Here is a 13,331-nt window from a genome sequence, read left to right as displayed (position 1 = left end):
CCCCAGGGCCAGGGGAGCCGTAAGCACTGCATGAAACACATACCTTGTGGGATCCATCCGTCCCGGGACGGAAAACGATATGGGGTATGCGAACAGGCTCAGCACTGAAACGAAATAGGGCGCCAGCCGCATGGCCGATACCATCAAGCGCTGCCTGCCACGCCTTCGCCAAGCGGCATACAGAATGAAGAAGGGTATGACCGATGACCAAATAGCCACATAGAAGCAGACATTCAGCACCGGTATGGTTGTCAACATCTGGAATGTTTCATCGGCCAGCCGTTGACGCCAACTGGGGTGCGGATCCTTTTGCAGCCGCCAGTATGTATCAGGATTCGTCATTGTCCATGTGTACACGCGCATCACCATGGGATCTTGCTTATACGGGGGTTTCTGGGCCTTGGTGGATTGCGGGCCGACAAAACTCGTCCATCCACCCTCCAAGCAGAAGAAGCCGTTCAAATACGACAAGGGATGATGAAGTCCTAAGTTCACCCACAAACGCGCGAAACCGGGCAGGGACCCTTTTGGACCGTTCGCCCCATAGCCGGTGACCGGATCAGATATATAAGGTATGTACTTTGCGGCCATTCCCTCCCAGCCAAAAGGCATCATCTCATCTACTGCTTTTTTCTGGGAATCGGCGATTGCTGTTGGATGATCATGAGCCGTCCTTGACAGCACCTGTACAGGCATGACAATTGCTGCGACCTTCTCACCCGGCACCACATGCAGCACAGGAAAAAGACATGCAGGTATCAGCATGTTGACAACCAGCCATGCCGATGCCGCCAAGCAAGCGGCCAGAACCTTCATTTTCCTTCGGAAATGGCCGAGAACCAGCAGGAGCAGACTCACCACAATGATGTAAAGGCCCATCTTCTTCGTCAGCGAGCTTAGGAGGGTCAGAACAATAAAGGCGCTGAGAAAACGGGGGTTCTTCAAGGGTTCCAGCCGACCATCGACCAGCTTTACAAACAGGATGGCCCAAGGCAGGAAAAACAAGGCATGGGTCGTATCCTTGCAAATCATCATAGCCATCATGGGAACCAGAGGGAAAAGGCAGAAGAAGGCCGTGCAAAGGGCGATGATTCTTTCCCCCATCGCCCTTGTGGACATATAGGCCAGCAGCCAGGCGATGCAGAGCGCAAATAGTATGACCTGAATTATGACATACAAGGAAAAACCGAAATTCGGACTGCCCGTCAGGAACCGGCCAAGGTCGGAAAACCAACCGTAAAGAAAAGTATCAAAAAAGGGATGCCGGTCAGATATGACGCCCGGGGCCTGGCTGAAAGCCGCAATCCCGTAGTATTGGGCCAGCTGATCACCGGTGTCCCAAAAAAGCGAACCCGGGTATAGAAGTATCAGGTACGGAAGCCAGCAGATGAGTATCCGTATGCCATCGCAGAGCACGCCTTTGGGCGATTCAATATGATTGAAATACAGCCGTCGTATCAGGCTGTTTTTTTGCTTTCCGGTTTGGTCATCCGAAAAAGAACCGATCCTATCGGGAAAGCAGAATCGGAACATGGTAGCGAACAAGACCCAGAAGAGCATTCCATAGAGCACGATATTCAGATACAGATGCGCCTGACCCCATTGAATGGCACCATAGGTTCCTGCATCGGAAGACAGAGAGAAAAGCACTCCCAGCAGCAAAGGAAAAACGCACCCTTCCATTGCTCTGCCTTGCAGCAACACGTCACGGTTCTTGCCATGTGCGATCGGCCTGATTCGATTCGAACCAGTCCTGCGAAGTCCGACCATGATTCCCTTTGCATACTGATGGATACGTCAATAATGCAAGCTTAACCTCCCGCCTACCTTGCAACACCACCAGGAAGCCGCAGAATACGACCCTGATTCATTGTTGCGTTGATTGGTAAGCTTGTGCCTTGTGGAAGAGATAAGGAAGAACAAGGAAGCACATGTGGCCGTACTTATTCCCTGTTACAACGAGGAGATGACTATAGGCAAGGTGATCGACGATTTCCGTCGGGCTTTGCCAACGGCCGACCTATATGTCTTCGACAATAATTCCACGGATGCAACGGCTTCCATAGCAAGGCAACGAAACGCCATCGTCTGCCAGGAACCTCGGCAGGGCAAGGGCAATGTCATCAGAGCCATGTTCGAGGAGGTTGATGCGGATGTCTATGTGCTGGTTGACGGGGACGACACCTACCCGGCCGAAGCGGCGCCGGAGCTTGTCTCCAAAATCCTCCAGGGATATGACATGGCCTCAGGTGATCGCCTCAGCTCCACCTATTTCCAAGAAAATAAACGGCCCTTGCATGGCCTTGGCAATCGACTGGTCAGATCTTCAATCAACCTGCTTTTCGGAGCCCATCTGACGGATGTCATGACGGGTTTCAGAGCCGTATCCTTTGCCTTTGCCAAAACCTGCCCCGTAACCTCCTCGGGCTTCGAGGTAGAAACCGAAATGACCATTCATAGCCTGGACAACAACCTGCGCATCTGCGAAATCCCCATCCAGTACCGCGACCGTCCGAATGGATCGGTGAGCAAACTGGATACCTTCGGTGACGGGATTAAAGTCATGTCAACCATCTTCCGCATGATACGCGAGTACAGGCCATTGCCATTCTTTGGCATTTCCGGACTGTTGATATCCATGGTCGGGCTGCTGTTGACTCTGAGCGTCATGATTGACTATTGGAAAACCGGCGTGGTTCTACGCTTCCCCACGCTTATCGGATCCGTGATGCTCGTCATCGCCGGCCTTTTGCTCATCGTGGCCGGTATCATCCTGGACATCATGGCAGCCGAGGAGCGCAAACACATCATCCTGGCTCGAAACCAGTTCGCGTATCTGAACAGACAGCAAGCCGCTAGTACAAGGCCAGATAGGCCTTGTCGCCAGAGAATACCAGCTGCTGATCCAAATCAAGCTGGTTCCAGTCCCGACCGGCAAAGTAGCGGCGATAGTCCGACCGAGGCATCTCGATTTTGCTGAGGTTCGAATGACTCAGATAATTGATCATCTGATAATTTGAGTAAGGGGTATTCATGATGCGCCGGTTCAGTTCGTACCTCTGATAACGCACACTGTCGTATTTGACATGCACTCTTGCATCCGGAACTATGGCGATAGCTGTTACACGTTGCCCGGTGGAAGCCTCATGTTCTTTGATCTTCTGCGCGACACTCAGGGCATAGGCCTGGTCCTGGGTATTACTGACATAGGCATCATAAGCTATGTCCGCCATGCATACGCTTGAAAAGAGCAGGAAGACGCCAGAGACGGCGATAAGCCTTGCAGCATACAGAGCACCGTTGTCAGAGCCCGGGAAGGCCTCGGTCCCCTCAATCGTGACTTCGGCCTTTCGCTCTGGTTCCGGCATGGACTCGGTCGAGGTTCTGACCATGAGCGGCTGATGCCGGGATGCAAGCAGGGAGACCGCAAAAACCGTGGTTATTGACGCAACCCAAGCCCAAAAAGCCATATTGCTGCGCGGTGTCAAGAGGATATTCTTCTCGATATAGTGAGGAGCAAAGACTGCCAGATAGGCGACCAGGGCGGCGCAAGCCAATTGTCCATAGGGCAGATTGTGCCTGGTACGGAAAGACAGCACCAGCAGGGCAATCAGAAAGAGCATTATCAGGGTAACGCTGAATTTGGGCATGAGTCCATCGGCATTATTGAGCAGAGGCAGCTGGTATCTCAACACCTGCTTGAAGTTGGAGACAATATTTGGCAAAGAAAGCCCGGCTCCACGGCCAGGATCGACTATGTACTTAATATGTATCAAATATCTTACGCAGATGACATTAAAAACAGAGCCGAATGCAGCCATGCCCAGCACCTTGGCCCAACGAAGCATCACCCGTGTAAAAGGCTCATGCCCTTCCCGTAAAGAAGTCAGGCAGCCGCCCAGCAAGGCGAGCGCTAAAAACACGCCTACCAAGCTTTGGTAGCACCCCAGGGCAATCAACAGACAAATCAACGATGCAGTCGACAGCCAAGCATTCCGTCTGCCAAGGATGAGGCTGACGGCCAAGCTGACGAATACGGAACCGACGGCTGCAGACACAGCGCTTTCAGGGAACAAGAGGAATTCAAGTACGAATACGTTGATCCATACCACCGACAAGGTCAGACACAGACAGCACTGCCCAGCAAAGGATGATATTCCACCCAGCCTGGCAAAAGAGGCCGTGAGAATAACCAAAGAGATGGAGAATCCGACAATGCAGATTGCCATGAACAGTCGCTGCCGCAAAACCAGGTTCAGACCGAGGCTGTCCGCCATCAGCGTCAAACGCCACCATGAGTATCGGCCATTCTGCAAATACCAAAGAGCATTCTGGTCGTCAATCAGATGATAGGAATCCACCGAGTAATGTCGACGGGCAATCAGGGGAGCAAAGGCAACACCGTTGAGGATGAAGGCCAATAGAGCAATGCCAGCGTGACGCTTCAGCGATTCGATAGGCACCAGCGCATGCCGAGAGGGGGCAGATTTCACGTTCAATACCTCTTTTGAATTATCCTGTTGAGACTTTCCCGGTTGCAATGCGGTTTGACACATATCAGATGCGTTCTTCGACGATATAGCGGGGTCGATGCTTCACTTCCAAATAGATTCGGCCAACATACTCGCCCACCACTCCAATGCCTGACAGGATCAGCCCTCCAAGGATCCAGATCGAACACATCACGGACCCCCAGCCGGCCACTGCACGACCACAGAAGAAGGAGACCAGCACATATATAAGGATCACTATGCCTACCGCAACCGAAATGAGACCGATGCCGGTGATGGCCCTGAGCGGGGTGATCGAAAAAGACGTAATGCCTTCCACTGCGAATGACATCATCTTCTTCAAAGGATACTTGGACTCGCCTGCTGCTCTTGAACCGCGCTTGTAATACACCTTGCTATGGGGGAAACCAAGAGAAGGAACGATGCCCCGTAAAAACAAATTGACTTCAGTGTAGTGAGAAAGAGCCTCCAAGGCCGTACGGCTCATAAGCCGGTAATCAGCATGGTTCGGTATTGTGTCGGTTCCCAGCCATGACATCATCTTATAAAACAGATCCGCTGTCGATCGCTTGAAAACAGTGTCGGTATCCCTGTTGTCCCTGACTCCGTAGACGATGTCGCTTCCTTTGGCATACTCCTTTACCATTGCATCAATGGCATCGGGGTCATCCTGCAGGTCCGCATCCATTGAAATGGCCGCGTCGCATCCACGATTCAGAACCTCCATAAGCCCCGCATACAGGGCGTTCTGGTGTCCCCTATTATGAGAAAACTTAAGGCCATGCACCCTCGTAGGGTACTGGGAATGACTCGACTCGACAATCGACCATGTGGAATCCTGAGATCCGTCGTCCACGAGAAGAATGTAGCTATTCTCTGTGATGAACCCACGCTTTTCCAAGTCTGAGAGCTTGGTATTCAGGACGGGCAAGGTGATGGGCAGAACATCCTGCTCGTTGTAGCAGGGAATCACCAAGGCGAGTTGCGGAGCGCCCCTACCGCAACCCTGATCAGATTCGGCTGTCCGGCTTTTAGGCAGGTCCGATTTCAATTGCCCAGCAGTGTTCATGGTTTCCAACTTTAAACCAATGCTCAACCAAGTTTGCAGGATACCGGCAAAGGATTGCTAGAAAGACAAACTACGAATCAATTGAGCACCGCCCCGGTCGTCTCATCGAAGTGGCGCATGGAGCCATCGACCTGGTGCCACCCCTTCAGCATCCACCCCATGACCGGATCGTAATATACCCACTTCCCGCCGTTGGATGCCAAGTGCTTCCATCCATAAGTGGTGGCGCCGCTCCAATCGTTGAAGTAGTACCAATTTTCATTGATATAGGCCTCTCCATGGAGCATCTGGCCATTGGACGGATCGTAGTAGACCCACTTGCCGCCGTTGGACGACACATGCTTCCACCCCTTAGCCATGGCACCGGTAACGGGGTCGAAGAAATACCATTTGCCGGCCTTGCTGCTTTCGCCCTTGACCATTTTTCCATCGGCGGCGTATCTTACATATTTTCCGCCGTTGGAAGTGAGGTAGAGATCCCGGCTTCTGACCATATTGCCGTCATAGGCAAAGTAATACCAGGCCCCATCAATGAGCCTTTCGCCATGGGCCATTCCCAAGGTACGGGGATCGTAATACACCCTTCGCCCATCAGGCAGCGTCTTCCAACCCTTGGCCAGCTGACCGTCGTCACCTGCCCAGTACCAGAGTCCGGCAGAAGAATCATATATCTCCTTGGAACGGGCTTTCTCTCCGTTCTCATACCAGTACTTCCCACCATCAGCGCTCACCAACTGACCTGATGCTGAAGGGTTGCCGTTGCCGCTTCCATTAACGCTCACCAGCTTGAATCTTTGGTTCTCGCCTTGATTAGCCGCCCATAATTCCAGCCTGGATCCCGGGGTGCCATTCGAGGCAGTGATGTCCCAAACCTTGTTCCGGCTTCCGGCATACACAGAAGCGATGTAGTACGAACCATCGATGCACCTATACAGGGTCCACTGCTGGTTGCGACCGCCATTTGCCGAAAACTGAATCAATGGTGTCCCGTTATCAGCCGAAGGTCCTGATGCATCCACCACTTTGCTGTAGCCAGTCGCAATGGTGTAATTACCGCCACCGGCCGGCTTGATATAGAACTGCTGGTTATCCTGCCCGTTGTAGGGCCAGATATCCAGAGGCACGCCATTGTCGGGACTGGCTCCTGTTACGTCGACATAGCGATTGTCAAACAGGCTGGCGATATAGTAACGCCCTTCAGGCACGTCCGTTACTTTGGAAGCGAATGAATTGGGGTCGGTTCCATTAAAGTCAGGCTGACTGCGTGTGTTGCTAAAGGCGTTCAAATCCACGTGCCCGTTGATGCCGCTGATTGAACCGCTGTTACTGTATTGCCAACCCTTATCAGCAGTTCTGAAATGAAAACCAGTACGCGGACCATAGCTAGCCACCCAATGCGTCTTGGAATGGAGGTTATCAGAATTCAAGGCAGAATAAAGATAGTTGGTGTATGAGTACAAGGAAAGCCTGTTGTATCCGGCAGATGACAACTTGCCCCACCAGGTATTGACTATTTGATCATAGATTCCAGGATTGGTGGGATGACTGTGACCCGCCCAAGTCCAATTTTCCAAGTCATAATGAACGGGATAGCTGAGATCATAAGGACTGACCCCGGCCTGCCTCAACAAGGCAACCGCATTGTCGCCCTCGGCAGCGGCCGTATTGGCGTCATAGGCGTATGAGTAGATATAGACCCCGAAAGGTATTCCCAAACGCTTGCATTCGCTGATGTTTCTCTTGGCTTGTTTATCCAGGCCATTGCCCCAACCGTAGCCTAGGCGAATGATGGCGCCGTCGACTCCGGAGTTCTTTACAGCCTCCCAATTTATAGTGTTCTGCCACACAGAAACATCGATGACCCCCTTGGCCTGTTCCGCGAAGAGAGTACCATCAGCCTCAAAAAATGCCTGTGAACCTTGATACGAGCCCCAGTGAGCACCGTATTCATTATTTTGCAAGGAGGCAAAGAATGTACGCGACCGTACGGAGGAATCAGCTGTTGCCGGTCTCGCCTCTTCACCTTGGTTGCCCTTGGTCTGTTGATCGGAATCCGTCTTGGAATCTTTTATGGCTTTCCTGACTTTATCCACATGAACAGGGATGAATGATTCTCCATTGGTCTTAGCCAAAGGATCTGCCTGATGGGTTGATGTCCCAACGATTTTCGGATCGGTGACTTTCTTGCCTGAGTCCAATTGCTTAAGCTGCTGGTCTGGCGTCAAAGCCAGATCATTCGCAACTACGGTCGAATCCTTAGGGATGGCGTTGCTGATTTTCTCTGGTAGTGGTTGATTGGGGTTGTCCGGCATAGATGCACTCTGCGACTGGTCCTGATCGCCTATTGTCGAGGGGCTCGCAGGCCCTTCCTCCGCCACCTTTTCCTGCGTTGCTGACTGTGTATTCCATTCAGCAGCCGTGGATCCAGGTGCGCTGGGCTGAAATCCCATAGGGCCAGCCATTGCAGCAGAGGCAGCAATAACCAAAATATTTTTAATCACAGACCAAAGCACTGTTACGGCTCCCCTTCAATCGTCATGCAACAATGAACCCACCAACCACACTGGTACCAGCTTAGGAGGTAAAGCCGAGTTCGTCCAATGATCGCGGAATTGGTTTCGAAACATACCAGATACCAGACTTTCCAGCGTCACTGAAAGCTCCAAGGCCTGCCGAGCGGACACCTCAACCTAAGAAAAGGCGTATGTATTGGTCCGGAACCTTGCTTGAAGACGATAAGCGATACGTCCATTCATTTGCTGCCGGACAGAGTCTGGACGTTTTCGGGAATTTAGCTGGATCTTCCCGCAGATGCAGGGGATGCCATGACCCCCAACACCGTGACTCCCAACAGAAAAACATTGCATGGTGGAATAATCCATGAACTCATAGTCGGAGATGATGGACGTGTTCCCTGATGGACAGCACAACCATCGTTGCTGCCGTGACATCTGCAGTGCATAAAATCTATTGAACAACTACCTGGATTCTTGAAGCCTGTGCATCATCCAATTCCAAAGGCTCAGCAATCCCCTTCGATTCATTCTCATCCCTATTGGGACTACTTTGCCCGGCCGATATCTTCTGAACGCGGATTTGCGCCCCCTGTGATGCGTCCCCAGGCGAAACTAATTTCAGCAAGGTCCCTGGGCGTACCCTGTGCTTGCTCAAGTACCTGAGCAATGCTGGATCCTGATCGCTTACTCGCCATACCCGTACGGTTTGCCCATCTTCCACCTGAGACAGAGACTTCGTTAGTGGGACATCGGGCATGCTGCCGGATTCGGTCGGTATGGCATCCCCATGCGGATCCTGGGATGGATGGCCCAGATAACGATCAATCCTGTCAACCATCTTCTCGGAGACGGCATGCTCAAGGGCATCAGCCTCCTCATGCACTTCATCCCAGCTATAGCCCAGGACTTCCACCAGGAAAGTCTCCAGAAGACGGTGGCGACGAACCATGGTAACGGCCGAGCGCCTACCTGCCGAAGTGAGACCAACCCGCCCATAAGGCTTATGCTCTACCAAGCCGGCATTAACCATTCGCGAGAGGGCGCCAGAAATGGTCGATTGCTTCATGCCGGTCCGTTCAGCGATATCCGTGGGGTGGACTGGGCCATCGTCCCACTCCTCCAGATCCCAAATGACTTTGAGATAGTCTTGGACATTGGTGGAAAGCTGAATGACGTCCATGTGCACAGTCTATAGCACAATTCCTTAGCCCCTCCCCCAATTTTTAGTCAAGCATCAGCAGAATCTGGCATGTAGACAATGTCACAGACATGTCCTCGTCAAGGTCTCGCAATTTTCATGTGGCACCATTAGACTTCGAAGGGTCGAAGTTTTCTTCCAGACCTTTGAGCAACCAAAATCAAGGAAGGTGTCATGCCGAACAGTCAGACCAGACCCTCCTCAGGGTCCGCCAGTCCAGCCGGATCCGAAGTCAGGACTCCGCCGTCCAGTCGGCAGCGCCAATCCCACCCCATCATCGAGACGGCCAATGGGCGCTCCCTGGAGGAGATCAACGCCACAGTCTCCGTGCCCAACTCGACCTCCTCCTTCTGGAAGAATCTGGCCGCCTTCTCAGGCCCAGGCGCCCTGGTGGCAGTCGGCTACATGGATCCTGGCAACTGGATCACCTCCATCGGCGGCGGCGCCCAATACGGCTACCTGCTCATGAGCGTCATCCTCATCTCCAGCCTGATCGCCATGATGCTGCAATACATGTCTGCCAAGCTGGGGATCGTGACTGGTCTGGACCTGGCCCAGGCCACACGCCAGCACACCAGCCGTCGGCTGAGCTTCGTCCTCTGGATCTGCACGGAGCTGGCCGTGATGGCCACTGACATCGCCGAGGTGATCGGCGGGGCCATTGCCCTGAAGCTGCTCTTCGGCATTCCGCTGGTCCTGGGCGTGACGCTGACCGTCCTGGATGTGCTCATCCTCCTGCTGCTTACGAAAATCGGCTTCCGCCGCATCGAGGCCATCGTGGCCACCCTGATCCTGGTCATCATGGCGGTGTTCCTCTACGAGGTCTTCCTGGCCAAGCCTGACATGCCTGCGGTCTTCCGCGGCTTCATCCCCGACAAAGCCATCCTGGGCAACGGACAGCTGACCATGGCTCTGGGCATTGTGGGTGCCACGGTCATGCCGCACAACCTCTACCTGCATTCATCCATCGTTCAGACCCGCGACTTCGACCGAAGCGACGACCGTCAGGTTGCCAACGCTGTTCGCTTCGCCACCTGGGATTCCAACATCCAGCTGTCTGCCGCCTTCGTGGTCAACTGCCTGCTGCTGGTGCTGGGTGCGGCCATGTTCTTCGGACACGGTGAAGGGCTGGACACTTTCACCGCCCTCTACAACGCCCTTGGCGACAAGACCATCGCCGGGCCGGTCGCCTCAGGACTGCTCTCAACCCTCTTCGCCGTAGCCCTGCTGGCCTCCGGTCAGAATTCGACCATTACCGGCACCCTGACCGGGCAGATCGTCATGGAGGGCTTCATCCGCATGAGGATCCCTCTCTGGCTGCGCAGGCTGGTCACCCGTGTGATCTCCATCATTCCCGTGCTGATCTGCACCATCGCCTTCGGCGGCAAGGAGTCCGCCCTGGATAGCCTGCTGGTCTACTCCCAGGTCTTCCTGTGCGTGGCCCTGCCCATATCCATGATCCCCCTGGTCTGGTTCACCTCCTCCAAGAAGATCATGGGCAAATACGCCAACCCCCGATGGATGGCCTTCCTGGCCTGGATTGTCGTGGCTGTCCTGACCGGGCTCAACCTCCAGCTGGTCATCCAGGATGTGGGCGAACTGATACAGATGCTCTGAGCATCAATGCTCTGATGAGAGCCGCCGCCATTTGCCGAATGAATAAGGCAATGTCGGCGGCTTTTTTGCAATGCTGTCCGAGACGTCATAAACGCCTCGTTTGATTAGTGAGATATCTGACTCTCGCTCAGCGCGCATATCCACCAAGTCCATTGCCTGCCAGATACGGTGGATGATAGCAGGATTTTATCAAGGGTCTTGCTATAAGCGACCGGACGGCCGGCCAAAAGCGGGGTCACAGACCTGGCCCGCGTGTGACCGTCGATCGCAAAATCATAGATGGCACAGGAATCGAGCAAACATGAACGACAAACTCACTACCAACGAAGGGCAGCCTTGGGCAGACAACAACCATAGTCAGACGGCGGGCACCCGCGGACCCATCCTCATGCAGGACTACCAGCTCCTCGAAAAGCTGGCCCACTTCAACCGCGAGCGCATCCCAGAGCGCGTAGTCCACGCCAAGGGGGCCGGAGCCAAGGGAACCTTCACCTTGACCAAGGACATGAGCGCCTACACCAAGGCCGACCTATTCAACGGAGCAGGCAAGACCACGCCCATCCTGCTGCGCTTCTCCCAGGTGGCCGGCGAATCCGGCTATCCCGACACCCTGCGCGACGTGCGCGGCTTCGCCCTGCGCTTCTACACGCAGGAGGGCAACTACGACGTGGTGGGCAACAACACCCCCGTATTCTTCGTCAACGACCCCCTGAAATTCCCCGACTTCATCCACTCGCAGAAGCGGGACCCGGCCACGCATCTGCGCAGCCAGGAGATGCAGTGGGACTTCTGGTCCCACTCCCCCGAGTCGGTTCACCAGGTAACTTATCTGATGGGCGACAGGGGCAACCCGGCCAGCTACCGGAACATGAACGGCTACGGAAGCCACACCTTCAAGTGGGTCAATGCCAAGGGCGAGCAGTTCTGGGTCAAGTACCACTTCCTGAGCGAGCAGGGCGTAAAAAACATGACCGATGAGACCGCCGCCAAGGTCGCTTCCGAGGACACGGACTTCCTGCTGCACGATCTCTACGATGCCATCGACCGGGGCGACTACCCCAAGTGGAAGGTCTGCGTGCAGATCCTGCCCTATCAGGAGGGCCTGGATTACAAGGACGATATCTTCGACGTGACCAAGGTGGTCTCCAAGAAGGACTATCCGCGCATTGAGATAGGCGAGTTCGTGCTGGACACCAACCCGACCAACTACTTTGATGATGTGGAGGAAGCGGCCTTCTCCCCCGCCAACTTCGTCCCCGGCATCGAGCCCTCGCCCGACAAGCTACTGCAGGGCCGCCTGTTCGGATACAAGGACGCCGAGCGTTATCGTCTGGGCGCCAACTACGAACAGCTGCCCATCAACCGGCCAGTCAACGAGGTCCACAACTACGAGCGCGATGGGTTCATGTCCCAAGGCCAGGATGGATCAGTCAACTACGAGCCCAACAGCAAGGGTGGCCCCGTGGAAGACAACGATGCCTGCATGCATGGCGATGCTGTCCAAGGGCAAACCGAGTACTCCCGTCCCTACGACAAGGACTATTACTCCGCAGCCGGCCGTCTCTACAGGCTGATGAGCCCGGAAGAGAAGGACCGCCTGATCCAGACCATCAAGAACACTCTGGGCTCTGTCGATGACCAGGAGATCCAGGTCCTCGAGACCAGGCAGTTCTACCAGGCCGACCCTGAATACGGGCAGCGTGTGGCCGAGGCCCTTGGCCTTTCCATGGACCAGATCAAGTAACACAGAAAACAGAAACAGGGCGAGGACTGTCGGCGACACGTCTGGACTGGCCTGCAATCCTTGCCCTGTGTTACTATTTCCTAGTTGCCTTGATCAGGGTCACGTAGGCTAAGGCCCCGTTCACTGCAGCCTTGGAGGATTCGCCTAGTGGTCTATGGCGCACGCTTGGAAAGCGTGTTGGGTTCACGCCCTCACGAGTTCGAATCTCGTATCCTCCGCCAGCAGGGATTTTTGGTTTTCCAAAAATCCCTTTTTGTTACTTAGAAGGGCGGGATTGCAACATTTTTGGCGACACTTCAAAGATTGTCCCTGCTCCGTCTTCTTTCTTTTTGACCCGTTATCTGGAGTAAGTTAAGCGGTATCGTCTTAGCGCTCAAGCATTCAGTCCAAAAACGACGTTGTTCATCCGTCTGCGGCAGCTGGGGTTGATTACCATGGCACGCACTTCGCAAAGTACAAACACTGTCCGCATCCACAAGAACTTCGATGAAGAGAAAGAGAGTCAGGCCAAGACATGATTCAATAAGGCATGTACCCTATCAACTTGAATGCGTGGACTCCGCCGAAGGTTCCGGGTAAGACCAATACCGGAAGCAAGATCACATTTCGCGAGTATGCGACCGTGTATGTTGAGAAACAGCGTAAAACGGACACTGGTTTTACAGAATTCAGTTAA

6 protein-coding genes, 1 tRNA gene and 2 pseudogenes are annotated in these 13,331 nt (G+C 54.0%); 4 read left to right on the top strand and 5 right to left on the bottom strand.

Features of this window, described 5'->3' with window-relative positions; genetic code table 11:
• Positions 1 to 147 precede the first annotated feature (147 nt).
• Positions 148 to 1,533 (bottom strand): annotated as a pseudogene (locus H3V09_RS09045) (DUF6020 family protein); the annotation flags it as partial.
• A 400-nt stretch (positions 1,534 to 1,933) separates the two neighbouring features.
• Here H3V09_RS09045 and H3V09_RS07570 point away from each other — a divergent pair.
• Positions 1,934 to 2,980 carry a glycosyltransferase family 2 protein gene (locus H3V09_RS07570; RefSeq protein WP_332460998.1) on the top strand — a complete coding sequence of 349 codons (1,047 nt, stop codon included), beginning with the start codon at positions 1,934 to 1,936 and terminating at the stop codon, positions 2,978 to 2,980.
• A gap of 493 nt (positions 2,981 to 3,473) precedes the next feature.
• Here the strand turns inward: H3V09_RS07570 and H3V09_RS09040 are convergent.
• The 4 genes and pseudogenes from H3V09_RS09040 to H3V09_RS07555 form a co-directional block, all read right to left on the bottom strand.
• Positions 3,474 to 4,556 (bottom strand): annotated as a pseudogene (locus H3V09_RS09040) (glucosyltransferase domain-containing protein); the annotation flags it as partial.
• A 1-nt stretch (position 4,557) separates the two neighbouring features.
• Positions 4,558 to 5,580 carry a glycosyltransferase family 2 protein gene (locus H3V09_RS07565; RefSeq protein WP_198191541.1) on the bottom strand — a complete coding sequence of 341 codons (1,023 nt, stop codon included), beginning with the start codon at positions 5,578 to 5,580 and terminating at the stop codon, positions 4,558 to 4,560.
• Between the two features lie 77 nt (positions 5,581 to 5,657).
• The gene (locus H3V09_RS07560; protein ID WP_198191542.1) at positions 5,658 to 8,093 is read right to left on the bottom strand and encodes an RICIN domain-containing protein; all 2,436 of its coding nucleotides are present in this window, start codon (positions 8,091 to 8,093) and stop codon (positions 5,658 to 5,660) included.
• Positions 8,094 to 8,547: 454 nt separating this feature from the next.
• The gene (locus H3V09_RS07555; protein WP_198191543.1) at positions 8,548 to 9,276 is read right to left on the bottom strand and encodes a metal-dependent transcriptional regulator; all 729 of its coding nucleotides are present in this window, start codon (positions 9,274 to 9,276) and stop codon (positions 8,548 to 8,550) included.
• A gap of 192 nt (positions 9,277 to 9,468) precedes the next feature.
• Between H3V09_RS07555 and H3V09_RS07550 the strand changes: the two genes are divergently transcribed.
• The 3 genes from H3V09_RS07550 to H3V09_RS07540 all read left to right on the top strand — a co-directional run bounded on the left by H3V09_RS07550 (position 9,469) and on the right by H3V09_RS07540 (position 12,876).
• Complete coding sequence (locus tag H3V09_RS07550) at positions 9,469 to 10,911, top strand: Nramp family divalent metal transporter (protein ID WP_220702266.1); 1,443 nt, start codon at positions 9,469 to 9,471, stop codon at positions 10,909 to 10,911.
• A 301-nt stretch (positions 10,912 to 11,212) separates the two neighbouring features.
• Entirely contained in the window at positions 11,213 to 12,655 is a 1,443-nt protein-coding gene (locus H3V09_RS07545) for a catalase (RefSeq protein ID WP_198191544.1), read from the top strand.
• A gap of 133 nt (positions 12,656 to 12,788) precedes the next feature.
• A tRNA-Ser gene (locus H3V09_RS07540) sits at positions 12,789 to 12,876 on the top strand.
• The last annotated feature ends 455 nt before the right edge of the window (positions 12,877 to 13,331 follow it).

The organism is Bifidobacterium sp. M0399 (assembly GCF_016100595.1).
Taxonomy (GTDB): Bacteria; Actinomycetota; Actinomycetes; order Actinomycetales; family Bifidobacteriaceae; genus Bombiscardovia; species Bombiscardovia polysaccharolytica.
The sequence above is the reverse complement of the archived record's forward strand: the minus strand, read 5'-3'. Positions and strand labels throughout refer to the sequence as shown.